Genomic DNA, 22,594 nt, shown 5'->3' on the forward strand with positions numbered 1-22,594 from the left:
CGGCCCCCTCGGTGTCGCTGGCCAAGCAGGGCGGCACCTCGGGCGCCCTGCGGGTCAACCTCAACTGGCAGATGCTCCGGCAGGCCTCGGGCTGGGGCAGCAAGCGCGGCGCGGACCTCGACCTCGACCTGTGCGCCCTGTACGAACTCACCGACGGCCGCAAGGGAGTGGTACAAGCCCTCGGCAACGCCTTCGGATCGCTGAACCGGCCGCCGTACATCCACCTCGACGGCGACGACCGCACCGGTGCCGTGGCGAGCGGCGAGAACCTCACCGTCAACCTCGACCACACGCGGGACTTCCGGCGCATCCTCGTCTTCGTGACCATCTACGAAGGCGCCCGGTCCTTCGCCGACCTGCACGCCACGGTCACCCTCCAGCCCCAGCACGGCGCGCCCATCGACTTCTCGCTCGACGAGTGCTCGGTGCCCTCCACGGTGTGCGCGCTCGCCCTGCTCACCAACACGGGCGGCGACCTCGTCGTCCAGCGGGAGGCGCGCTACCTGGTCCCGGAGCGCGGGGTCAGCCCCCAGCGGACCGTCGACCGCGCCTACGCGTGGGGGATGAACTGGACCCCCGGCCGCAAGTAGCCGCCGCACGTCCATGCCGTACGTACATAAGGAGAAGCCGCGGTCAGCCCTCGTCGGGCACGGCGTCGGGGCGGGCGTACGTGCGCCCCTTCCAGGCGGCGCCGCGCCCCCTGTAGTGCTGCACCGCGGAATCGACCGTCATGAGGAGGTACAGGAACGCGGTGAAGGGCAGCAGCGGAGCGAGCCACGGCGGCTGCCGGTAGTAGCGGAGCATCGGCACGTACGTCGCCGTCATCACGAGCCACGCCGCCGCGCCGGCCACCGCGGCCGCCGTACTGCCCGTCGCCGCGCCCGCCAGGACGGCGGCGGGCGGGACCAGGTACACCAGGGCGAGACCGGCGACCGTACCGAGGAGCAGCAGCGGGTTGTGCCGCAGTTGCGCGTACGCGCTGCGCGAGACCATCCGCCACAGGTCGTGCAACCGGGGATAGGGGCGCACGCTGTCCACCCGCTCGGCCAGCCCGAGCCAGATGTGGCCCCCGCCGCCCTTCACGGCGCGGGCGAGGGCCACGTCGTCGATCACGGCATGCCGGATGGCGTCCGGGATCCGCGCGCGCACCGCTGTGTCCGCGCGCACCAGGACACAGCCGCCCGCCGCGGCCGCCGTCCGCGACCCCTTCCGGCCGATCCGGCGGAACGGATACAGCTGGGCGAAGAAATAGACGAAGGCGGGCACCACGAGCCGCTCCCACAAGCTCTCCACCCGCAGCCGGGCCATCTGCGAGACCACGTCGAAGTCCCCGGTGCGCGCCGCGGCCACCAGCTGCCGCAGGCTGTCCGGCGCGTGGGCGATGTCCGCGTCCGTCAGCAACAGATATTCGGGGTCACGCGCGCGTGCCAGGGCGATGCCGTGCCGCACCGCCCACAGCTTGCCGGTCCAGCCCGCGGGCGGCTCGCCGGGGGAGTCCACGGTCAGCGGCAGCCCGCCCTGCCGCCGCGCCAGCTCGCGGGCCAGCTCACCGGTGCCGTCCGTACTGCCGTCGTCGACCAGGAAGACCTCCGCCCGCCCGGGGTACTCCTGCGCCAGCAGCGAGGGCAGACTCGCGGGCAGCACGGGCGCCTCGTCGCGGGCCGGTACGACGACGCACACCGACGGCCACTCGGCGGGATCCCGCCGGGGCGGCAGCCGTACGTCCGTGCGCCAGAAGAAGCCCTGGCAGAGCAGCAGCCACAGCCAGGCGGCGAGGGATACGGCGGCGGTCCACGCGATGGCGCTCACCCGCGCAGTCTGCCCCACCGGGCCTGGCCGCCGGGGGCCATCGTCTATCGTGGCCGGGTGAAGATCGCGCTCATGGACTCCGGAATCGGCCTCCTGGCGGCCACCGCCGCGGTACGGCGCCTGCGGCCGGACGCGGATCTCGTGCTCTCCCTGGACCCCGACGGCATGCCCTGGGGACCGCGCACGCCTCAGGACCTCACGGAGCGCGCCCTGGCCGTCGCCGAGGCCGCGGCCGCGCACGGGCCGGACGCGCTCATCGTCGGCTGCAACACCGCGACCGTGCACGCGCTGCCCGCCCTGCGGACCCTCCTGGAGCCCGGTATCCCGGTGATCGGCACGGTCCCGGCGATCAAGCCGGCGGCGGCCGGCGGCGGCCCCTTCGCGATCTGGGCGACGCCCGCCACCACCGGCAGCCCCTACCAGCGCGGACTCATCGAGGCGTTCGCCGACGGTGTCCCGGCCACCGAGGTGCCCTGCTGGGGACTGGCCGAGGCCGTGGAGCGCGCGGACGAGGCGGCCATCGACCGCGCCGTCGCCGCGGCCGCCGAACTGACCCCCGACGACGTGACCACCGTCGTCCTGGGCTGCACGCACTACGAGCTGGTGGCGGAACGTATCCGCGCCGCGGTGCGGCGGCCGAACGCGCCCGCGCTGGTGCTGCACGGCTCCGCCGGGGCGGTGGCCGCCCAGGCGCTGCGCCGGATCGGCGAGCTGCCCGCCCCCGAGGCTCCGGCCGAGGGCACCTTGACGGTGCTGCTGAGCGGCCGCGAGGGCGAGCTGCCCGTGCCCGCGCTGAACTACGCCGAGGGAAGGCTGCTGCCGGCCGTCACCCCGGCCGGCTGACCACCGGCCGCCGGGTACCCCGTCGGCGGCTCCGTTCCGGTCGGCGGGCCCGTTCCGGTCATTCCGGAGCGGTCACCCTGCGCGACGCGGTACCCGCGCAGCGAAACCTGGGTAATCTCATAAACATGAGGGACCGGTCCCACGATGAGGTCGCCGAGGACGCCGAGAACACCTCTCGCCCCGAGGTGTGGACGGGGCGCGCCACCAACAGGATGCAGTGGCTGCTCGCGCTCGTCGGGGCCGCCTGCATGGCGCTCGGCATCGAGCTGGCCGTGGATTCGGCCTGGACGTCCGGCGTCGCCCCGCTGGCCATGTCCGTCATCGGCTGCATCGCCGCCGGACTGCTGGTCCTCTTCGGCACCCTCGCGTTCGTGCACGTCGACCTGAAGCTCGACAAGCAGTGCGTCGAGGTGCGCTGCGGCCACATGGGCGTGCCCCGCCGCCGCATCCCGCTGAACCAGGTCGCCGGCGCCGACTTCGAGCCGCACGTCACCCCGCGCCACTGGGGCGGCTGGGGCTACCGTTGGCGTCCCGAGAAGGGCACCGCGGTCGTCGTGCGCCGGGGCGAGGGTGTAGTCCTGCGCCTGTGGGACGGCCACACGTTCACGATCACCGTGGACGACGCGGAGTCGGCCGTACGGGCCATCAGGGACCGGCTGCGCACGATCGCCTCGGGACCCGCGCACTGACGGAGGGCGGTCGCGACCGCCCTCACCGGCGCGCGAAGAACCCGTTCGTCACCGGGGATCACCGCCCTGAGGCAGCGTGGCGAGCGGCCGGGCCGTGGCCATACCGGCCAGCAGGCCCGCCCCCACCGACACCGTGGTGAAGCTCAGCGCGTCGCCCACGGCGGCGATCGCGGCCAGTGCGGTCAGGGCGGCCCCGGCGGTGAGCGCCACCGGTGTGGAGCGGGGGGTGCGCCACAGGGCGTACAGCACCCAGCAGAACGCCGTCGCCAGGAGCAGCACGCCGACCAGTCCCTGTTCGGCCGCCTGCTGCAGAGGCGCGGAGTGCGGTTTGCCGTCGGGCAGGAGCGCCTGGTTGGCGGTGGTGCTCAGCTCGCCGAAGCGGCCGGGCCCGATGCCCAGGGTGGATTCGTGGCGGGCCAGGTGCAGGGCGTCGTGCCACAGCTGGACGCGGCGCGGGGTGAGCTGGCCCTCCAGGGACGCGGCGAGCCCGTCCGGCAGGAAGCTCCCGGCCACCGCCCAGGTCGCGCCGGTGACCAGGACCGCCGCCAGGGCCAGACCCAGCAGGCCCGGGCCGCGGCCCATCCGGCCGGCCGCGAGTGAGCTCAGGACGACGGCCGCGGCCAGGACGCAGCCGGCGGTCGAGCCGGTCGCCGCCCCGGTCACCGCGATCGCGACGGCGAGCAGCCGCAGGGCCAGCCGCAGGCCGGGTAGGGGCGTGGCCCAGGCGGCGCAGCACGCGGCGCCGGCGGCGAGGGTCAGCAGGGCCGCCGTGGCACCGGCGTGCCCGAGCGGGGCGTCGAACTGGGGCCCCGGGGCGAGGCGGGGCATCGCCACCGCGAGCCCGAGCCCGGCGAGCGCCCCGGCGCAGGGCGCGGCGACCGGCAGCAGCGCCCCGGAGATCCGGCCCGAGGCATAGCCGGCGGCCACCGCGAGTATCGCGAGCAGGACGCCTTCCGGCCGTCCCTCGTGCGCCGCCGCGGTGATCAGGGACCACGCGGCGCAGCCTCCGAGCACCGCCACGCCCGTCGCGTCAGAAACGTTTCGTCTGTCGCTGTCCGCATCCGCACCGGTCGCGGACGTCATCCCCGTCGACCCCACCCCGTCGCCCCTCGTACCTGGTCCCCCGACCTTTGGCAGACCCCGCGCGCGGAACGTGACCGACCGCACGACACGGGTTCCGGCACACCGTAACGGCTGATGACCGTTTTGTGCACGAGTTGCGCAGGAACGATGTGGCGCGTGGGCGGTGCGGCGGCGGGTCCCGCCGCCCGGACCGTGCTGTCGGCGGCAAGGTCACCGGCCGTACACTCGCGGCGTGACCGTCACCGCAACTTCCGTGGACCAGTCGGACCAGCTCCAGCCGGTGCCCGCGCCCAGCGCGCGCGGCATCCGCCTGCTCCGGCGTCTGGTCCCGGCCGCAGCCGCCGCGCTCTGCGGCGTGCTCCTGTACGTCAGCTTCCCGCCGCGCACCCTGTGGTGGCTGGCCCTGCCGGCCTTCGCCGGCTTCGCCTGGGTGCTGCGCGGCCGGAGCTGGAAGGCGGCGTTCGGCCTCGGCTATGTCTTCGGCCTCGGCTTCCTGCTGCCGCTGCTGGTGTGGACCGGCGTGGAGGTCGGCCCCGGGCCGTGGCTCGCGCTGGTCGCCATCGAGGCGGTCTTCGTCGCGCTGGTCGGCGTGGGCGTCGCCGCGGTGTCCCGGCTGCCCGCCTGGCCGCTGTGGGGGGCCGCCGTGTGGATAGCGGGCGAGGCGGTCCGCGCGCGCGTGCCGTTCCGCGGCTTCCCCTGGGGCAAGATCGCGTTCGGTCAGGCCGACGGTGTCTTCCTGCCGCTCGCCGCGGTGGGCGGCACCCCGGTGCTCGGCTTCGCGGTCGTGCTGTGCGGCTTCGGTCTGTACGAGGTCGGGCGCCTGGTCGTCGAGGGGCGCCGCACCCGCGCCGTCCGCAAGGCGGCCGCGGCCGCGGCGCTGCTGAGCGTGGCCGTGCCCGTCGCGGGCGCGGTGGCCGCGCGGTCGCTGGTCAGCGACGCGGCGGAGAACGGCACCGCGACGGTCGCGGTCATCCAGGGCAACGTGCCGCGCTCCGGGCTGGAGTTCAACGCCCAGCGCCGCGCCGTGCTCGACTACCACGCGCGCGAGACCATGAAGCTGGCCGCCGACGTCAAGGCGGGCAAGGCCCCCAAGCCCGACTACGTCCTGTGGCCGGAGAACTCCTCCGACATCGACCCCTTCGCCAACCCCGACGCGGCGATCGTCATCGACGACGCGGCCAAGGCGATCGGCGCGCCCATCTCGGTCGGCGGCGTCGTCGAGCGGGACGGCAAGCTGCTCAACGAGCAGATCCTGTGGGACCCGGCCGAGGGAGCCACGCAGACCTACGACAAGCGGCAGGTCCAGCCGTTCGGCGAATACCTCCCCCTGCGGTCGGTCATCGGGGCGATCAACAAGAACTGGACCGGCATGGTCCGCCAGGACTTCAGCCGCGGCACCAAGCCCGGCGTGTTCGACATCGACGGCGCCAAGGTCGGCCTCGCCACCTGCTACGAGGCGGCCTTCGACTGGGCGGTACGGGACACCGTCACCCACGGCGCCCAGATGATCTCCGTGCCCAGCAACAACGCGACCTTCGACCGCAGCGAGATGACCTACCAGCAGCTCGCCATGTCCCGGGTCCGCGCCGTCGAGCACAGCCGCACCGTGACCGTGCCGGTGACCAGCGGCGTCAGCGCGTTCATCATGCCGGACGGGAAGATCACCCAGAAGACCGGCATGTTCGTGCCCGACTACCTGGTCCAGAAGGTGCCGCTGCGCTCCTCCGAGACGCCCGCCACCCGGCTCGGCATCCTCCCCGAGATCGCCCTGGTGCTGGTCGCCGCGGGCGGCATCGGCTGGGCGATCGGGGCCGGACTGCGCGCGCGGCGCTCCGGTGACGCGTAGCCGTCCCTCCGTCGTACGCCCGTCGTACGCGCCCGGGGCATCCGCGGACGCCCCGGTGAAGCGACAGGAGCGACCGGAACCGGCCCGTTAGGGTCGGTTCCATGGCTACTCCTGACTTCATCCGCACCATCAGGGCCTCGGCCGGTCACCAGCTGCTGTGGCTCCCCGGCGTCAGCGCCGTCGTCTTCGACGACGAGGGCCGGGTACTGCTCGGCCAGCGCTCCGACAACCACCAGTGGGCGGTGCTCTCCGGCATTCCGGACCCCGGCGAGCAGCCCGCGGCCGCCGCCGTGCGGGAGGTCTACGAGGAGACGGCCGTACGGTGCGTCGCCGAGCGGGTCGTCATGGTGAGGTCCAGCCAGCGGGTCACCTACGGCAACGGCGACATCTGCCAGTTCATGGACATCACCTTCCGCTGCCGGGCCGTCGGCGGCGAGGCGCGCGTCAACGACGACGAGTCCCTGGCGGTCGGCTGGTTCGAGGTGGACGCCCTGCCCAAGATGGACGACCACCAGCTCGTCCGGATCAAGCAGGCGCTGTCCGACGAACCCACATGGTTCGACCCTACGAGTTTCGAATGAAGTATGGGGTGTGACCACATGTGGCCGGGTGGGGGAGCTGCCTAGGGTCGGTCCATGACCTCGCCCAGCAACCCGCCCGGCCCGCATGCCCCCACGCTCGACCTCGGCGGCCGCACCGCCCTCGTCACCGGCGCCGCCGGCGGCATCGGCCGCGCCTGCGCGCTGCGGCTGGCGGCCGCCGGTGCCAAGGTGAGAGCGGTCGACCGGGACGCGGCGGGCCTGGAGGAGCTGGCCGACGAGGCCCGGGGGCTGCCGGGCGGCGTCGAACCGCACGTGCTGGACCTCACCGACCTGGACGCGGCAGAACTCGCCGCCGCCGGCACGGACATCCTGGTCAACAACGCGGGGCTGCAACTGGTGCGCCCCATCGAGGAATTCCCGCCCGACGTCTTCCACACCGTCCTCACCGTGATGCTGGAGGCGCCGTTCCGTCTCGTGCGCGGCGCGCTGCCGCACATGTACGGACAGGGCTGGGGCCGCATCGTCAACGTGTCCTCGGTACACGGTCTGCGTGCCTCGGCCTACAAGTCGGCCTATGTGGCCGCCAAACACGGTCTGGAGGGGCTGTCCAAGACGGCCGCCCTGGAAGGGGCACCCCACGGAGTCACCTCGAACTGTGTGAACCCGGCCTATGTGCGCACCCCCCTGGTCGAGAAGCAGCTCGCCGACCAGGCACGGGCGCACGGCATCCCCGAGAAGCGCGTACTGGCGGAGGTGCTCCTTCAGGACAGCGCGGTCAAACGGCTCATCGAGCCGGAGGAGGTCGCGGAGGCCGTCGCCTACCTGTGCGGCCCGCACGCCTCCTTCGTCACCGGCACCTCACTGGTGCTGGACGGCGGCTGGACGGCACACTGAGCGACCCCGTGCCTGCGGGGCCGGAAGTTGTCCACAGGCCTGACGGGACGGACGGACGATGCGGAATCCTGTGAGCATGTCCCGCGATCACGTGCAGTCCGCCGGGCGTCCCGCCTCCGGTGCCGGGACGCCGACCGGCACCGCCGTCACCCCCGACGGCGGCGCCGAGACCCCCTTCCTCGACCTTCTCGCCCGCGGCGCCTCCGCGGAGGCGTACGAGCAGCCGGTACTGCTCGCCCGCGCCGAGGGCCGCCCGGCCGACCGGATCGCCGCGCTGGAACACGCCAAGCTCCTCGCGCTGCGGGTCCGCGCGGACCTGGAGGGACGGCGGCGGCGCGAGGCCGAGCTGTCCGCCCTGTTCGAGACGGCGCACGACCTTGCGGGCCTCCGTGACCTGGACGCCGTCCTGCAAGCGATCGTGCAGCGCGCCCGCTCGCTGCTCGGCACGGACATCGCCTATCTCAGCCTCAACGACCCCGTCCGCGGCGACACCTACATGCGGGTGACCGAGGGCTCGGTCGCGGCCCGCTTCCAGCAGCTGCGCCTCGGCATGGGCGAGGGACTCGGCGGCCTCGTCGCCCAGACGGCCCGGCCGTACGTCACCGACGACTACTTCAAGGACGACCGCTTCCAGCACACCCTCAGCATCGACGCCGGTGTACGGGACGAGGGACTGGTCGCCATTCTCGGGGTGCCCCTGATGCTGGGCCCGCACGTCATCGGCGTGCTGTTCGCGGCGGACCGGCGGGCCCGGGTCTTCGAACGGGAGCAGATCGCGCTGCTGGGCTCCTTCGCCGCCCTCGCCGCGGCCGCCATCGACACCGCCAACCTGCTCACCGAGACCCGCTCGGCCCTGGCCGGCCTGGAGCACGCCAACGAGATCATCCGGGACCGCAGCGGGGTCATCGAGCGCGCCTCGGAGGTCCACGACCGCCTCGCCGAACTCGTCCTGCGCGGCGGCGGAGTGCACGACGTCGCCGCGGCGGTCTCCGAAGTCCTCGACGGCACGGTCGAGTTCGTCGAGACGGGCACCGCACCCGCGCAGCCGCTCGAGGATTCCGGCGCCGAGGGCCACGCCGTGCGCCACGGCGACGACTGGATCGCCGCCGTCGCCGCCGGCGGCGAACTGCTCGGCGCGCTGGTGCTGCGCGGCCAGCCCGGCCTCGACCCCGTCGACCAGCGCACCCTGGAGCGCGCCGCGATGGTCACCTCGCTGCTCCTGCTCGCCCGCCGCTCCGCCGCCGAGGCCGAGCAGCGCGTACGCGGCGAACTCCTCGACGACCTCCTCGACGCCCGCGACCGCGACCCGCGCCTGCTGCGCGACCGCGCCCTGCGGCTGCGTGCCGACCTCGACGCCACCCATGTCGTCCTGGCCGCCCGCCTCGACGTCCGGGCGACCGACGCCGAGGAGGAGGCCGACGCCCGCCGCCGTCTGTGGGCCGCCGCCTCGCACCTCGCCGCGACCCGGCACGGCCTCGCGGCCGCCCGCGACGGCGGCACCGTCCTGCTGCTGCCCCTGGGCGACGGCGACACCGCCACCGACGTGGCCCGCCGCACCGCCCGCCACCTGGGCGGCGCCGTCCACGAGCCGGTCACCGTGGGCTCCTCCGCCCCCGTCACCGACCTCTTCGCACACCCCGACACCGTGGCCGCCGCCTATGGGGAGGGCCGCCGCTGCCTGGACGCGCTGCGCCTGGTCGGCCGCCTGGGCGACGGCGCCGCGGCCGAGGACTTCGGCTTCCTCGGGCTGCTCCTCGCGGGCGAACGGGACATCGCCGGCTTCGTCGAGCGCACGATCGGCCCGCTGGTCGCGTACGACGAGCGGCGCGGTACGGAGCTGCTGCGCACCCTCGACGCGTACTACGCCTGCGGCATGAGCCCGGCCCGGACCAAGGACGAACTCCACGTCCATGTGAACACGGTCGCCCAGCGGCTGGAGCGTGTCGCCCGCCTCATCGGCGAGGACTGGCAGGACCCGGCACGCGCCCTGGAGATCCAACTCGCCCTGCGTCTGCAGCGGTTGGCGGCACCGAACCGGCACTGACACGGCACCGGCCCCGTACGAGTGGTCGTACGGGGCCGGTGCGGCACGGTCCGTCACACGGTGCGCGCGTCCGCCGCCCGGGACGCGGCGGTCTCCGGTCCGGCCAGGGCCTGCCCGTCGCCCGCGACGTCGGCGAGGTCGCGGTGCCGGGTCTCCCGGGCGACGCCCACGGCGACCAGCGTCAGCACCGACGCCGCGATGACGTACAGCGCGATCGGCGTCGAACTGCCGTAGTCCGACAGCAGCGCGGTGGCGATGAGCGGCGCGGGCGCGCCGGCCGCGACGGAGGCGAACTGGGCGCCGATGGAGGCGCCGGAGTAGCGCATCCGGGTCGCGAACATCTCCGAGAAGAAGGCGGCCTGGGGCGCGTACATCGCGCCGTGCAGCACCAGTCCCACGGTCACGGCCAGCACCAGGTTCCCGAAGGAGCCGGTGTCGACGAGCGAGAAGAACGGGAACATCCACAGACCGATCCCGGCCGCGCCCAGCAGGTACACGGGCCGGCGTCCCACCCGGTCCGACAGCGCGCCCCAGGCCGGAATCACCGCGAAGTGCACGGCGGAGCCGATGAGTACGGCGTTCAGCGCCGTCTGCTTGGAGACGCCGGCGGAGGTGGTGGCGTAGACGAGGATGAAGGCGGTGATGACGTAGTAGCTGATGTTCTCCGCCATGCGCGCGCCCATCGCCACGAGCACGTCCCGCCAGTGGTGCCGCAGCACGGAGACGAGCGGCAGCTTCTCGGCATCCCCGTCGTGCGCCGCCCGGCGGGCCTCGGCCCGCTCCCGCGCCTCCTGGAAGACCGGTGATTCATCGACAGAGAGCCGAATCCACAAACCGACGACGACCAGGACACCGGACAGCAGGAACGGGATCCGCCAGCCCCAGCTGCCGAAGGCCTCGTCCGACAGCACGGCGGTGAGCAGCGACAGCACACCGGTCGCCAGCAGTTGACCGGCCGGCGCGCCCGTCTGCGGCCACGACGCCCAGAACCCGCGCCGCCGGGCGTCCCCGTGCTCCGACACCAGCAGGACGGCCCCGCCCCACTCGCCGCCGAGCGCGAAGCCCTGCACCAGACGCAGGGCCGTCAGCAGCACCGGTGCGGCGCTGCCGACGCTCGCGTGCGTCGGCAGCAGGCCGATCGCGAACGTCGCCCCGCCCATCAGCAGCAGACTCAGGACCAGCAGCTTCTTCCGCCCGAGCCGGTCACCGTAGTGCCCGAACACCAGCGCGCCGAGCGGGCGGGCGGCGAAGCCGACCGCGTACGTCAGGAACGACAGCAGGGTTCCGACGAGCGGGTCGGAGTCCGGAAAGAACAGCTTGTTGAACACGAGCGCGGCTGCGGAGCCGTACAGGAAGAAGTCGTACCACTCGATGGTGGTGCCGATGAGGCTGGCGGCGACGATGCGCTTGAGGTTCACGGGTGGTGGGGGAGCGGTGGTTCCGGAGGCCATGTGCGCCACTTCCTCGTGTGCGGTGGGGACGGGTACGTGTCGGCACACCGTAGGAAGACGCAGGTCAGGCGCACATGTGGTGGGGCAACATAGTTCGAGGGTTGGCTATGCGTGCGGCCACCATGCCGGCTCACGCAAGGGCGGCTCAGGCGGCTCGCTCCACGGCTCACCGGCGTACAGGCGCAGGTCGTCCTGGACGACTTCGGGACCGTGTTCGCCGATCTTCCCGCCAAACCGGCAAAGGCCGCGGAATGCCTCGCAGGGCTATCTGTGGGCGGTCCTCGGCGACCCCGAGCACGACGCAAGGTGGCGGGCCGCGCACTGCGTCCGGCTCCTCGTCGAACTCGGCTGCAATGAAGAACTCGACGCGCTGCGGCGCTTCGCGCTGGACACTCTTGACGTGGCCCCGTTCCACGACGCCACTTGGTGGTGCCCTGGCGGGTGCGCCTGGCCGCGACCGCACCAGTTCCGGCCGGCGTGTCATGGCCGCGCTGTGGACCTTCGCCATCAGGGCGCTTCACCTGCACGGACGCGACGACACCGCCGAAGCCCCCGCCGGGCAGCACGACAGGCAGAACACCCGTTCCACATCCTCGGATTCACCTCATGATGTTGGAACGGCCGTGCTTGCGGACCACTGCATGCGGAGCGGACCGGGAATGGTCTGCGCGGTGTTGTCTCGCCGGCGAGACAGGCACAGCATGGGGAGGGCCTGCGAGGGTTATCGCGTGCCGCGGCGAAGTGGTGTCGGCCGCCGTTCGGATGTCGAGTGTCGGATTGTTTGCACAGGAGAGTCATGGCGAACCCAGTTCGAGGATCAGGGAGATGGCCGATGAGTCGCGGCAGAGAGGCGGCCAGCAGGTGACGATCGGCATCGGCGACGGCCTCCCGGCCGTCCGCGGCTATCTCGACGGGCTGATCCGGGCGCGACTGACCAGCCCGTTCAGCTGGGACGTCCCGTTGGTCTCGCTCGGGTTCGACTCGCTCAAGGCCATCGAGCTGTGGAGCCGGCTGCGGACCGACCTCGGTGTGGACGTCCCGGTTGGCGAGCTGCTGAACCTCACCCTGGATGGCCTGACGGCGCGGGTGCGGGCGGAAGGTGGGTCTGTCGCCGCGTTCGCTGCCGGACCGGTTGCCGGCGGACCCGCCGGGGCAGACCTCGACGACGCCTCTCCGGAGGCGGCCGCGCAGCTGCTGGCGACCCTCGACGGCCTGGACGACGCGGAGATGGAGCGCCTGGCGGCCGGACTCGGACCCGGATCCGAGACAACGCCCGCGGACTGAGCTCGGCCTCCCCGACACGGGCCGTCCATCGTTCGTGCGGGCCGACGACCTGTGCGGTGCTCAAGGCTCTACTGGTGAATCTGGCGATCCCGCTTGCCGCGTCGTCCTGCTCAAGTCATCGACGCCGGAAGTCGCGATCCTGTCAAGCCTCGGCGTGCTGCCGTTCCTGCTCTTCTCCCTCCCGGCCGGTGTCGTAGTCGACCGCCTCGCCAAGCACAAGCTGATGATGTGGTGCGACATCGGTCGCTTGCTGCTCCCCGGCGACGAGCGAATGGACGCCAACGGGAAGCCGGGCACGACGGCGTCGTTCGCGGAATTCGCCGGGCCGTCGATCGGTGGCGGGCTCGTCGGGCTGCTCGGCGTCGCGCGCGCGATCTGCGCGGATGCGGCCACGTATGCGTTGTCAGCGTTTGTCAGCGTTTGTCAGCTTTGTCACTGTTCCTGATCCGCAAGCCGGCGCCCGAGCCGCGCGCCGAGGACCGGAAGATGAAGCGGGAGATCGCCGACCGGTTCGGATTCGTCGTCAAGCACCCGATTCTGCGCAATGTGGTGTGCTCCATGAGCACGTTCAACTTCCTCGGCTCGATGATCGGCGCAGTGGAGATCGTCTTCCTGGTCCCGGTGCTGCACGTCACCCCCGCGGGCGTCGGCCTCGTCTTCTCGGTGTCGGCGGTCGGCGGTCGGCGGCATGATCGGCGGGCTGGCGGCCGGACGCCTGTCGAACCGGATCGGCAGCGCGCGGATCATCCGGGTCTCGGCGCTCGTCCTCGGCATTCCGACCTTCGCGCTGCCGATGGCGTCGCCGGGCTGGGGCGTGCTGCTGTTCGTGGGCGGCACCTTCTACTTGCCCAGGGATCGTCTTCAACGCCGCGCAGGTCACCTGTCGTCAGTCGATCACGCCGCCGGAGCCGCTGGCCCGGCTGGCCCGGGTGAACGCCGGCGTGCGCTTCGTCACCTGGGGCCGGATGCCGGTCGGTGTGGTCGTCGGCGGCATGCTGGGCACGGCGGTGGGGTCCGTGAAACGCTATGGGTCTCGGTGATCGGTTGCTGGTGTGCGGGGTTGTAGGTGTTCTTCTCGCCGCCGCGGAGGATGCGGGACCTGGACATGATCGAGGAGGCCCGGTCGGACGAATCGGCGGTTGCCGGGTCCGAGGCCGCGCCGGCCATCGCCGTAACTTGACCGCCCAAATACACATCCCGTTGTGGAGCCTCGATGAGTTCCTCCTCTGTCTTCCTGAGCGGACCGCAGTACGTGCTGGGGGAGATCGCGTCGCACCATACGGAGACTCCGGATCTGGAGGCGCGGGCCGGTGAACTAGGGGTGCCGTATGCCCCGGAGCTCTGGGGCTGGGGCCATGTGCACCGGAGCCACAAGTCGCTGGAGGACCTGGCGGTCGATGCGGGCAAGGCGACTCTCCGCGCCGCCGGCGTCGACCCCTCCTCCGTCGACGCACTGGTGCTGTGCTGCACCAGTTTTCCAGGGGGGCCGGACAGCCACGGCAGTTTCGTGCGGACCATCTCGGAGGGGTTGGGAACGCGTGAGACCGACTTCCTCGGCATCACGCTCGACCGATGCACGAACCTGCTGGCGGGCCTGCGAGTCGCCGAGGCCTTCGTAGCTGCCGGAATCCATCGGCGGGTCCTGGTCATCACCACCGACAGAGTCACTGTCGAGGCGGAAAGACTGGCCAAGTTCGCCCTGTTCAGCGATGGCGCGGCCGGTGTGCTGGTGTCGGACACCGACGGGGAGTACGAGATCGTCGCAAGTGCCGCAGCGCACGAGCTGAAGGACCTGGACTGGTCGAACCAGATCAGTCCGGACCTCTCCCGCCGCGTGAACACGCAGCTGATGAAACGTGCATCCATCGGAATCGACCAGGTCGACATCCTCATGCACGCCAATATCTTCGAAGCCATCATCGTGATGAAAGAGCTTCAGGCGGGGTTCGCCGCAGCGCAGTTGTATACAGACAACATCGCACGGGTAGGCCACTGCTTCGCCGCTGACCCAATCATCAACCTGACGGACCTCGCAGCAGCCGGTCGCCTTCGCGACAACGGCCACTACCTGCTGGCCGCCTCAGTTCCTGGAGTACGGTACGGGGTTCTGCTCCGCAAGCAGACGCGCTAGCACTCGAACCGGAATTTTCGGAATGGTCGGCGGGGGCGTTGTCTCGCTGGCGAGACAGGCGTCGGCCGACACATCGCAGCAAACTCATGGAGAAGACGGCCGGCGGAGCGCGGATGCTGCGGTCGTACGGTTTCCGACACCAGACGATCATCAGGTTCCGTGCCTTCTTGCCGAATCCCCGCCACGAGGTGATCAACCGACATCGGCGAAGTGAGGATGCGCCCAGTGATCCACGATTTCGCCGTCTGTCATGCCCGTGAGTCCGCGACCGTCGTCGTCTCCTGATGGGGAGGAGGCCCGTCACGGCGCCGACATCGGCGTGGTGCCGCGAGAGGGCGGCGGATTCTGGCGGGGCCGCGCTTCGGTTGCGTAGGTTTCATCGAGCATCGCCTGATCAAGGTGCCGCCGGGCTCGCGGCCGTCCCGACCGATGCTGACCTGCGAATCTGAGAGGGCGACATGACTCACGTGCTGTTCAGTGGTCTCGATGAGGGCATCCTGGCGTTGCCGTTCTACGAGGAGCAGCACCGCACGTTGGCCGTGGAGCTCGCCGACTGGTGCGCCGGCCACGCCGGCCTGTGGTCACGTCCTCTGGAGCAGACCCCGGAGAAGGCAGGCAGGGAGATCCTGAGCGCGCTCGGCTCCGCCGGATGGCTGGGATTCCTCGATCCCGCGAACGGGTCCGCCGCCGGTGACTACCGCTCGATCTGTCTGGCCAGGGAGATCCTTGCGTACGCCGACGATCTGGCGGACTTCGCCTTCTCCATCCAAGCGCTGTCGGCGACCACGATCGTCCAGTACGGAAACAGTGAGCAGCAGCAGGAGTATCTGCCGCGCATGGCGTCGGGCGAGGTGACGGGATCGTTCGCGATCTCGGAGGAGGAGGCCGGCTCCGACATCTCGGCAGTCGGTCTGACCGCCGACCGAGTGTCCGACGGCTATCTGTTGAACGGCCGAAAGGCCTGGATCGCCAATGCCGGCATCGCGGATCTGCACTGCGTGATCGCGCGAACGGGTGGGGGACCCGGTGCGCTGGGGCTCACGGCGTTTCTGGTGCCGGCGCGAACGCCTGGAGTCCGGGTGCTGGAGAAGGTGCGGTTGGTTGCTCCGCGCTCGTTCGGACACCTGGCCTTCGAAGACTGCCTGGTCCCCGAATCGAGCGTCCTCGGACGCCCCGGACAGGGGTTCGTGGTCGCGACGGACCTGCTGGAGCGATTCCGGATGACGGTGGGGGCGGCCGCGGTGGGGTTCGCGCGGCGCGCTGCCGACGCGGCAGTCCAGCGGGCCCGTGAGCGGCGGGTGTACGGCGGCAAGCTGATGGACCTTCAGCTTGTGAAGGGTGCGCTTGCCGACATGGAAACAAAGCTGAACTACTCCGCGATGTTGGTCGCGCGGGCCGCGTGGGAGCTCGACCACGGGAACCCCGGCTACGCGAAGCACTCGAGTATCGCCAAGTTGGCCGCCACCGAGGCCGCACAGGAGATCGTCGACGCTGCCGTCCAGATCCACGGGGCAGCCGGCCTGGTTGCCGACAGCGTCCCCGAGCGCTTGTACCGGCAGGTCAGGTCCCTGCGTATCTACGAGGGAGCGTCCGAGGTCCAGAAGATGATCATCGCGGACGCGCTGGGACGACGGCCGCCCGCGGGCCGATCCCGAGCGGCATCCGGACGCAAGTCAAGTCGAGTGGAGCGCTGACTTGTCCTCCCCTGTCGTAGCAATGACACGGGCAGATCCGTACCCATACATCCTGGCTCACCCTGGCTGCCGGGTACGGAAAGACATTTGATGCATACACGGGGAGAGCCATGAGTGACCAACAGCACTACGAGTGTGTCGGCGTCGGCGTCGGCCCTGCGAACCTGAGTCTTGCATCTCTGTTGCACGGTTGTCCGGGGCTGCCGAATCTCTTCCTTGAGAAGCGTGAGGAGTTCGGTTGGCATGATGGACAGCAGATCCCCGATGCGACCCTCCAGGTGTCCATTTTCAAGGATCTGGTGAGCCTGTCGGACCCGACCAGTCCCTTTTCGTTCCTCTCCTACCTGAAGGACAAAGGGCGGATCTACCACTTCATCAATGCTCAGTTCAGCGCGGTGCCGCGGCAGGAGTTCCGCAACTACCTGGAATGGGCGAGCCGGCGCAACCAGAACGTGGTGTTCGGCGAGGAGGTCGTGTCCGTCGACTTCGACGGCGTATTCGTTCTGCGTACCAACCGGCGCACTGTCACGGCGAACAACGTGTCCATCGGCATCGGCAGCCATGCCTGGGTGCCGGCGGCGGCCCGTGACCACCTCGGCCTCACTCAGTTCCACGTCAGCGAATTCGTGCCTCTCAGCCGCGACTTGGCGGGGAAGAGGGTCTGCGTGGTCGGCGGTGGCCAGTCGGGCGCCGAGGCGTTCCTCGACCTCATCTCGCGGCCGTCCGCCGAGCGGCCGCGCCGGGTCTCGTGGGTGTCGCGCCGCCGCAACTTCTACCCCATCGACGACTCGCCCTTCACCAACGACTTCTACATGCCCGGCTACTCGGACTACTTCGCCCGGCTGGACCAGGGGACGCGCGAATCGTTCAACCGGGAGCACGTCCTCACCAGTGACGGCATCTCCGAGAGCACACTCCGCGAGATCTACCAGCGTATCTACGCCGAGCGGTTCATCCACGGCAACCCCGACCTGGTCTCGCTGTACCCGAACCGGAACGTGATCGCGGTCGCCGCCTCCGACAACGCGTGGTCGTTGAAGCTGTCCAACAGCAGCCATCCGGCGGTCCTCGGGCAGGTAGACGCCGACGTGGTGGTCTGGGCGACCGGATTCCGCACCGCCGCGCCCGACTTCCTCGCGCCGATCGCGGACCGACTCGAGCGCGAGGGCGACGAGTACCGCATCGACAGTGATTTCGCCGTCAGATGGGACGGTCCTTCGAACCGAAGCGTCTTCCTCCAGAACGCGGCACTGCGACAGCGTGGACTGGCGGACAAGAACCTCAGCCTGCTCGCCTGGCGGAGCCAGCGGATCATCGACCGCCTTCGATGCGTGCGCAGTGACGATCCGGCACCTTCGTTCATCGAATGGTCGGCGAAGCTCAGCCCGGACGAGAGCGTGGGGTGAACCATGACGCATGTCGACTTCGCAGTCGTGGGCGGCGGAATCATCGGGTGCACGATCGCACGGGAGCTGGTGCTTCGGGCTCCGAACGCCTCCGTGCTCGTGCTCGACCAAGACGCCGTCGGATCCGGAGCCAGCCGCCGCTCGGCCGGTCTGCACTTCCCCCGTGGCGCGACGGAGCGTGTCCGCCGCATGTCCAGCTACAGCCAGGCCTGCTACCGGGCTCTGCTGGACGCTGATCCGACTCTGCCGATCCACCCGGTTCCCATGCTGGTGGTGTCCGACCGCGCGAGCGCGGGCCAGGTGGAGACGGCCTACCTCGACGAGGCCCGGATGTCCCGGGTGGACGCGCTGCCGGACTGGCTGCCGCCACTGTCGGACGAGACGGCGGCCTGGAAGGGCGAGGGCTGCCAGTACGCCGACGTCGGCGCACTGGCCCGAGCACTGGCCCGGTCGCTGCGGCCGGGGACGAGTTTCCGGGACGGGGTCTGCGTCGCCGCCCTGGACCAGGCCGGGAACGGATACGAACTCGCGCTCGGCACCGGAGAACGCGTCACGGCCGACGCGGTCGTGCTCGCACCCGGCCCGTGGCTGGCCGCACCGGCCTGGCGGGAACGGCTCGCGCCCCTGGGCGCCAGAGTGAAGAAGGTCGTGGCGCTGCACATCGAACAGCCGCCCGCGGCCGAGGACGGAGTCGTCGTCTTCCATGACGAGGACGCGTTCCTGCTCCCACTCCACGAGCAGCGGCGCTGGCTCTTCAGCTACACCAGCCAGGTCTGGGACGTCGACCCCGACCGGCTCACCGGCAGCGTCTCCGCGTCGGACCTCGCCGAGGCCCGCGAGGTGCTGATCCGCCGCGCCCCCCGCCTGGCCGACTCCGCCCGCAGCGGACGGGTGTTCTGCGATGCGTACAGCGCGGATCGGGAGCCTCTGGTGCGCGCACTGGACGAGGAGGGCCGGCTGGTGTTCGCGGGTGCTGCCAACGGCTCCGGCTACAGGCTCGCACCCGCCATCGCCGCGGAGGCAGCACACCTGCTCCGTACGGCCGTTCAGAACGTTTCCGAGCAAGGGAGCCACCCATGAACGTGAGCGTCTTCGCCACCGAGGAGCTGCACCAGGCATTCGGCATCGAGATGAGCTCCGTGGAGTCGATGACTGCCGGGGCCGGCTGGGGCCGGGTCGCTCCGGGCGTCACCTCCGATCCGCACCAGCACGACGAGATCGAGATGTTCGTCGTCGTCGCCGGAACCGGATGGGTGGCCTTCGACGGCCGGCGCATCCGGGTGGAGCCGGGAACGGTGTGCCAGTTCGAGCCCTTCGAGACGCACGTCATCGAGAACGACGGCGACATCGACCTGGTCTTCTTCGACCTGTACTGGCGCGACCCGGCGCTCGCCGCCCGGACCGCGGCCGCGGGTGCCGCGCGCCGCCGATTCCCCGAGCGGCCGGTCTTCGTCTTCTCGACCCCGCCCACTCCCAACGGCGACCTCCACCTCGGCCATCTGTCCGGCCCCTACCTGGGAGCGGACGCCTACGTCCGGTTCCAGCGCATGCAGGGCACCGAAGTGTGGCACCTGACGGGGAGCGACGACTTCCAGAGCTACGTGGTCGAGTGCGCCCGCCGCGAGGAGCGCGAACCGGCGCGCTCCGCCGGGCACTACAGCGCCGAGATCGCCGCGACGCTCCGTCTGATGGACATCGAGGTCGACCAGTACACCGTGACCAACGAGGATCCCGGCTACCGGGACGGCCTGCGTGGGTACTTCTCGAAGCTGGTCGACTCGGGTGCGGTCGCCGTCCGGCAGACGGCCGCCCTGGTGGACGCGGAGACGGGCGCCTACCTCTACGAGGTGGACGTCTCGGGCGGTTGTCCCGGATGCGGCGGCGGCACCAGCGGCAACATCTGCGAAGAATGCGGCGAGCCGAACGTCTGCGTCGACCTGGTCGACCCGCGGAGCAGCCGGTCGCAGGCGCCGTCGAAGCAGCAGCCGGTCTCCCGCTTCGTCCTGCCGCTCCACGAGTTCGGCAAGGAGGTCGCCGATCACCACCGCCTCGGCCGGGTCCCGGCCCGACTCCGCGAACTGGCGGACCGGGTGTTCGCGCGTACCAGCCTCGACATTCCCGTGACGCACCCTTCGGACTGGGGCGTCGCACCCGCGGAGACGACCGTGGACGGGCAGGTGATCTGGGTCTGGCCTGAGATGTCCTACGGCTTCCTCCACGGCATCGAAGCCCTCGGCGGGCGTCTGGGCCGTGACTGGCGAGCCGTCGCTCCCGAGCAGGACTGGAAGTTCGTCCACTTCTTCGGCTACGACAACAGCTTCTACCATGCCGTGCTCTACCCGGCGCTCTACCGGTCGGCGTACCCGGCGTGGAATCCCGACATCGACTACCACGTCAACGAGTTCTACCTGCTGGAGGGCGGCAAGTTCTCCACCAGCCGACGCCATGCCGTCTGGGGCAAGCAGATCCTGCGCCCGGAGACCGTGGACGCGGTGCGCTACTACCTGTCGCTCACACGTCCGGAGCAGCAACGGACGAACTTCGAGCTCGAGGCGTACACGGAGACCGTCCAGAGGGTCCTGGTGGACGGCTGGCAGAGCTGGCTGAACGACCTGGGCGCACGGATCGCCGGGCAGTACGGCGGGATCGCCCCCGACGCCGGCGTCTGGACTCCCGAGCACACGGCGTTCCTCAACCGCCTGGGCATACGGCTCGCCGCTGTCGCCGACAGCCTCGGACAGGACGGATTCTCGCTGAACCGTGCGGCCGCCGAGCTGGACGGGATCGTCGTGGACGCTCGGCGGTTCGCCGAGGCAGAGGCACGGACCGCGCTGATCGCCGACTGGAACGACGAGGCCCGAACGGCCGTCGCGCTGGAACTGGCCGCGGCACAGCTGCTGGCGCGCGCGGCCGCGCCGGTCATGCCGCGATTCGCCGCCCGACTCGCCGAGGCGCTCGGGACGGCCGACCTCTCGTCCTGGCCCTCCCAGGTCGAGCTGGTCGCGCCCGGGACCCGGATCAGCCTTGAGGACCAGTCCTACTTCGCGGCTCTGCCGTCGGACTGGCCGCTCGCCGCGGAGACCACGGGATGACGGACTCTGTGATCAACCGCGTGGTGGCGGGGCCTCCGGCTCCCGGCCACCGGATCTCGTTCCTCCGGCTCGGCAGCCGCAGGACGCTGGACCTGACCGAGCTGTACGAACAGTCGGGCCGTGTCGCCGCCTACCTTCGGAGCCTCGGCGTCGAGTCCGGGGACCGTATCGGGATCCTGGCGGCCAACAGCCTGGAATGGGTCCTGCTGGACCTTGCCGCGCTGCGGCTCAAGGCCGTGGTCGCGGGTTTCGAGCCGGGCAAGTTCGCCGACACCGGAGAGCTGGTGGCGCGCTACGGGCTCAAGGCTCTGTTCACCGACCAGGACGTTGCGGCGGGCGCGCCGGCGGCGGTCCGAGCCTTCGCCGACGTCGCCGAGGCCGCGGGACGGACCTGGACGGAGCTGCCCGAGCCCGTCGTGTACGAGCCCGAGGAGGTGACGACGATCAAGTTCACCTCCGGCAGCACCGGCGTGCCGAAGGGGCTCGGGGCCACCGTCGGCAGCATCGACGTGTCGATGCGGGCCGTGCAGGAGATCTTCGAGCACCGGGGCGGTGACAACCTCTTCGTCTTCCTTCCGCTGTCGCTGCTGCAGCAGCGGTACTGGGTCTACTCCGCCCTCTGCTTCGGCCACGACGCGACCGTCACCACGTACGAGGCGGCCTTCGCCACGCTCGCGACGGCCCGGCCGACCGTGGTGATGGGTGTGCCGGCGTTCTTCGAGGCCGCCAGGCAGCAGATCAGCCAGGACGCCGCGCGCGCGGACGGCGTCACGCCGGACGCGGCGCGCCGCGCGGCCGCGCGGCGGCTGTTCGGCGATCGGATCCGCTATCTGTGGACGGGATCGGCACCGGCGGACCGGGAGGTGCTGCGCTACCTCACCGACGCGGGCCTTCCCGTCTATGAGGGCTACGGGCTGAACGAGACGTGCATCGTCAGCAAGAACCACCCCGGTGCCCACAAGGAGGGCAGCGCGGGGCGGGTGCTGCCGGGGAAGCAGGTGCTGTTCGACGAGGACGGCGTGATCCTGGTCCGCAGCGAGCATCCGGTGAACCGGCGCTACGAGTTCGCCGAGCCCGGCGACTCCGAGCGGATGTTCGTCGCGGACGGGGTGGTGCGCACCGGCGACCTCGGCTACGTGGACGAGGACGGCTTCCTGTTCATCCAGGGGCGCGCCGACGACGTCATCGTGCTCGGAAACGGCAAGAAGGTGATCGTCCGGCCGATCGAGGAGCACATGCGGACGAGTCCGGCGATCGAGGAGTGCGTGGTGTTCTGCCCCGCGCAGACGTCCCTGGTCGCGGTGGTCTCGCCGTCCTCCGACACGCCCGACCTCAAGGCGATCGCCGAACAACTGGCCCGCACCAACGCCTCGTTCGGCCGTGACGAACAGATCCGCAAGGTCGTGGTCGCGAGCCCGCGGCCCAGTATCGCCAACGGAATGCTCACTTCGCAGTTCAAGCCGAAACGGCAGGCCATCTTCGCCGCCTTCCAGGCGGAGATCACGAACAACCAGGACGGTATCCATGCCCAGTGACATCGAGACCACCGCGCGGGAGAACCTGTCGGCCGCGCTCCAGCCGGCCGCGGATCCGCACGGGATCGACGCGGACGTCGCGTTGACCGACTACGGACTGACCTCGCTGCAGAAGGTCCTGTTCCTGACCCGGCTCTGCGAGGACCTCGCGGTCGACCTCGCGCATCTGAGCGAGCGCGACGTCGCCGAGATGCGCACCCTCCACGACGTCGTCGACACCCTGTCGCGCTACGCGGGAAAGGCTGCCTAGA

At 71.0% G+C, this 22,594-nt stretch carries 20 protein-coding genes; 17 read left to right on the top strand and 3 right to left on the bottom strand.

Annotation, left to right across the window (positions count from 1 at the left end; translation table 11 throughout):
* Nucleotides 1-590 (top strand): TerD family protein (locus tag IPZ69_RS02015; protein ID WP_445330166.1); only part of this gene is annotated, 590 nt, incomplete at its 5' end.
* Between the two features lie 43 nt (nt 591-633).
* Here the strand turns inward: IPZ69_RS02015 and IPZ69_RS02020 are convergent.
* Nucleotides 634-1,809: a glycosyltransferase gene (locus IPZ69_RS02020; protein ID WP_235451869.1), complete on the bottom strand. Its 1,176-nt coding sequence runs from the start codon at nt 1,807-1,809 to the stop codon at nt 634-636.
* Between the two features lie 57 nt (nt 1,810-1,866).
* Between IPZ69_RS02020 and IPZ69_RS02025 the strand changes: the two genes are divergently transcribed.
* Together IPZ69_RS02025 and IPZ69_RS02030 are read left to right on the top strand one after the other, a co-directional pair.
* The gene (locus IPZ69_RS02025; protein ID WP_235451870.1) at nt 1,867-2,652 is read left to right on the top strand and encodes a glutamate racemase; all 786 of its coding nucleotides are present in this window, start codon (nt 1,867-1,869) and stop codon (nt 2,650-2,652) included.
* A 125-nt stretch (nt 2,653-2,777) separates the two neighbouring features.
* Nucleotides 2,778-3,341 (top strand): hypothetical protein, encoded by a 564-nt coding sequence (locus tag IPZ69_RS02030; protein ID WP_235451871.1) that lies wholly within the window; start codon nt 2,778-2,780, stop codon nt 3,339-3,341.
* Between the two features lie 48 nt (nt 3,342-3,389).
* Here IPZ69_RS02030 and IPZ69_RS02035 read toward each other — a convergent pair whose 3' ends face one another.
* Nucleotides 3,390-4,424, bottom strand: a complete 1,035-nt coding sequence (locus tag IPZ69_RS02035; RefSeq protein WP_235451872.1) for an O-antigen ligase family protein — start codon at nt 4,422-4,424, stop codon at nt 3,390-3,392.
* A gap of 232 nt (nt 4,425-4,656) precedes the next feature.
* Here IPZ69_RS02035 and lnt point away from each other — a divergent pair, with 232 nt between their 5' ends.
* The 4 genes from lnt (at nt 4,657) to IPZ69_RS02055 (ending at nt 9,750) form a co-directional block, all read left to right on the top strand.
* Nucleotides 4,657-6,270: an apolipoprotein N-acyltransferase gene (gene lnt / locus IPZ69_RS02040; RefSeq protein ID WP_235451873.1), complete on the top strand. Its 1,614-nt coding sequence runs from the start codon at nt 4,657-4,659 to the stop codon at nt 6,268-6,270.
* 101 nt (nt 6,271-6,371) lie between these two features.
* Entirely contained in the window at nt 6,372-6,851 is a 480-nt protein-coding gene (locus IPZ69_RS02045; RefSeq protein ID WP_235451874.1) for an NUDIX hydrolase, read from the top strand.
* Between the two features lie 54 nt (nt 6,852-6,905).
* The gene (locus IPZ69_RS02050) at nt 6,906-7,706 is read left to right on the top strand and encodes a 3-hydroxybutyrate dehydrogenase (RefSeq protein ID WP_235451875.1); all 801 of its coding nucleotides are present in this window, start codon (nt 6,906-6,908) and stop codon (nt 7,704-7,706) included.
* Nucleotides 7,707-7,782: 76 nt separating this feature from the next.
* Complete coding sequence (locus IPZ69_RS02055; protein ID WP_235451876.1) at nt 7,783-9,750, top strand: helix-turn-helix domain-containing protein; 1,968 nt, start codon at nt 7,783-7,785, stop codon at nt 9,748-9,750.
* Nucleotides 9,751-9,803: 53 nt separating this feature from the next.
* On the opposite strand, the gene IPZ69_RS02060 is transcribed toward IPZ69_RS02055, so the two are convergent.
* Complete coding sequence (locus IPZ69_RS02060; RefSeq protein WP_235451877.1) at nt 9,804-11,201, bottom strand: MFS transporter; 1,398 nt, start codon at nt 11,199-11,201, stop codon at nt 9,804-9,806.
* An 825-nt stretch (nt 11,202-12,026) separates the two neighbouring features.
* Here IPZ69_RS02060 and IPZ69_RS02065 point away from each other — a divergent pair.
* The 10 genes from IPZ69_RS02065 (at nt 12,027) to IPZ69_RS02110 (ending at nt 22,593) form a co-directional block, all read left to right on the top strand.
* Nucleotides 12,027-12,485 (top strand): acyl carrier protein, encoded by a 459-nt coding sequence (locus IPZ69_RS02065; RefSeq protein ID WP_235451878.1) that lies wholly within the window; start codon nt 12,027-12,029, stop codon nt 12,483-12,485.
* A 34-nt stretch (nt 12,486-12,519) separates the two neighbouring features.
* Nucleotides 12,520-12,930 (top strand): MFS transporter, encoded by a 411-nt coding sequence (locus IPZ69_RS02070; protein ID WP_235451879.1) that lies wholly within the window; start codon nt 12,520-12,522, stop codon nt 12,928-12,930.
* Nucleotides 12,915-13,418 (top strand): hypothetical protein, encoded by a 504-nt coding sequence (locus IPZ69_RS02075; RefSeq protein ID WP_235451880.1) that lies wholly within the window; start codon nt 12,915-12,917, stop codon nt 13,416-13,418. Before IPZ69_RS02070 ends, IPZ69_RS02075 begins: the two co-directional genes overlap by 16 nt.
* Nucleotides 13,419-13,698: 280 nt before the next feature.
* Entirely contained in the window at nt 13,699-14,616 is a 918-nt protein-coding gene (locus tag IPZ69_RS02080) for a 3-oxoacyl-ACP synthase (RefSeq protein WP_235451881.1), read from the top strand.
* Nucleotides 14,617-15,074: 458 nt separating this feature from the next.
* A complete protein-coding gene (locus tag IPZ69_RS02085) occupies nt 15,075-16,310 on the top strand; it encodes an acyl-CoA dehydrogenase family protein (protein WP_235451882.1) in 1,236 nt (411 codons plus the stop codon).
* 110 nt (nt 16,311-16,420) lie between these two features.
* On the top strand, nt 16,421-17,716 hold the full coding sequence (locus IPZ69_RS02090; protein ID WP_235451883.1) for a lysine N(6)-hydroxylase/L-ornithine N(5)-oxygenase family protein: 1,296 nt from the start codon (nt 16,421-16,423) through the stop codon (nt 17,714-17,716).
* Between the two features lie 3 nt (nt 17,717-17,719).
* Nucleotides 17,720-18,796 carry an NAD(P)/FAD-dependent oxidoreductase gene (locus IPZ69_RS02095; protein WP_235451884.1) on the top strand — a complete coding sequence of 359 codons (1,077 nt, stop codon included), beginning with the start codon at nt 17,720-17,722 and terminating at the stop codon, nt 18,794-18,796.
* Complete coding sequence (locus IPZ69_RS02100; RefSeq protein WP_235451885.1) at nt 18,793-20,808, top strand: class I tRNA ligase family protein; 2,016 nt, start codon at nt 18,793-18,795, stop codon at nt 20,806-20,808. Before IPZ69_RS02095 ends, IPZ69_RS02100 begins: the two co-directional genes overlap by 4 nt.
* A complete protein-coding gene (locus IPZ69_RS02105) occupies nt 20,805-22,343 on the top strand; it encodes an AMP-binding protein (RefSeq protein ID WP_235451886.1) in 1,539 nt (512 codons plus the stop codon). The genes IPZ69_RS02100 and IPZ69_RS02105 overlap by 4 nt, the downstream gene beginning before the upstream one ends.
* Nucleotides 22,333-22,593 (top strand): phosphopantetheine-binding protein, encoded by a 261-nt coding sequence (locus IPZ69_RS02110; protein WP_235451887.1) that lies wholly within the window; start codon nt 22,333-22,335, stop codon nt 22,591-22,593. Before IPZ69_RS02105 ends, IPZ69_RS02110 begins: the two co-directional genes overlap by 11 nt.
* Nucleotide 22,594 lies beyond the last annotated feature (1 nt).

This window comes from Streptomyces olivochromogenes (assembly GCF_021538895.1).
GTDB lineage: Bacteria > Actinomycetota > Actinomycetes > Streptomycetales > Streptomycetaceae > Streptomyces > Streptomyces olivochromogenes_A.

Bases quoted from the DNA above. Each gene is read 5' to 3' on its own strand.
- IPZ69_RS02045 (WP_235451874.1), top strand. From the start codon at position 6,372: ATGGCTACTCCTGACTTCATCCGCACCATCAGGGCCTCGGCCGGTCAC.
- IPZ69_RS02060 (WP_235451877.1), bottom strand. From the start codon at position 11,201: ATGGCCTCCGGAACCACCGCTCCCCCACCACCCGTGAACCTCAAGCGC.
- IPZ69_RS02065 (WP_235451878.1), top strand. From the start codon at position 12,027: ATGGCCGATGAGTCGCGGCAGAGAGGCGGCCAGCAGGTGACGATCGGC.
- IPZ69_RS02050 (WP_235451875.1), top strand. From the start codon at position 6,906: ATGACCTCGCCCAGCAACCCGCCCGGCCCGCATGCCCCCACGCTCGAC.
- IPZ69_RS02085 (WP_235451882.1), top strand. From the start codon at position 15,075: ATGACTCACGTGCTGTTCAGTGGTCTCGATGAGGGCATCCTGGCGTTG.
- IPZ69_RS02100 (WP_235451885.1), top strand. From the start codon at position 18,793: ATGAACGTGAGCGTCTTCGCCACCGAGGAGCTGCACCAGGCATTCGGC.
- IPZ69_RS02030 (WP_235451871.1), top strand. From the start codon at position 2,778: ATGAGGGACCGGTCCCACGATGAGGTCGCCGAGGACGCCGAGAACACC.
- IPZ69_RS02110 (WP_235451887.1), top strand. From the start codon at position 22,333: ATGCCCAGTGACATCGAGACCACCGCGCGGGAGAACCTGTCGGCCGCG.
- IPZ69_RS02105 (WP_235451886.1), top strand. From the start codon at position 20,805: ATGACGGACTCTGTGATCAACCGCGTGGTGGCGGGGCCTCCGGCTCCC.
- IPZ69_RS02055 (WP_235451876.1), top strand. From the start codon at position 7,783: ATGTCCCGCGATCACGTGCAGTCCGCCGGGCGTCCCGCCTCCGGTGCC.
- IPZ69_RS02035 (WP_235451872.1), bottom strand. From the start codon at position 4,424: ATGACGTCCGCGACCGGTGCGGATGCGGACAGCGACAGACGAAACGTT.
- IPZ69_RS02090 (WP_235451883.1), top strand. From the start codon at position 16,421: ATGAGTGACCAACAGCACTACGAGTGTGTCGGCGTCGGCGTCGGCCCT.
- IPZ69_RS02095 (WP_235451884.1), top strand. From the start codon at position 17,720: ATGACGCATGTCGACTTCGCAGTCGTGGGCGGCGGAATCATCGGGTGC.
- IPZ69_RS02080 (WP_235451881.1), top strand. From the start codon at position 13,699: ATGAGTTCCTCCTCTGTCTTCCTGAGCGGACCGCAGTACGTGCTGGGG.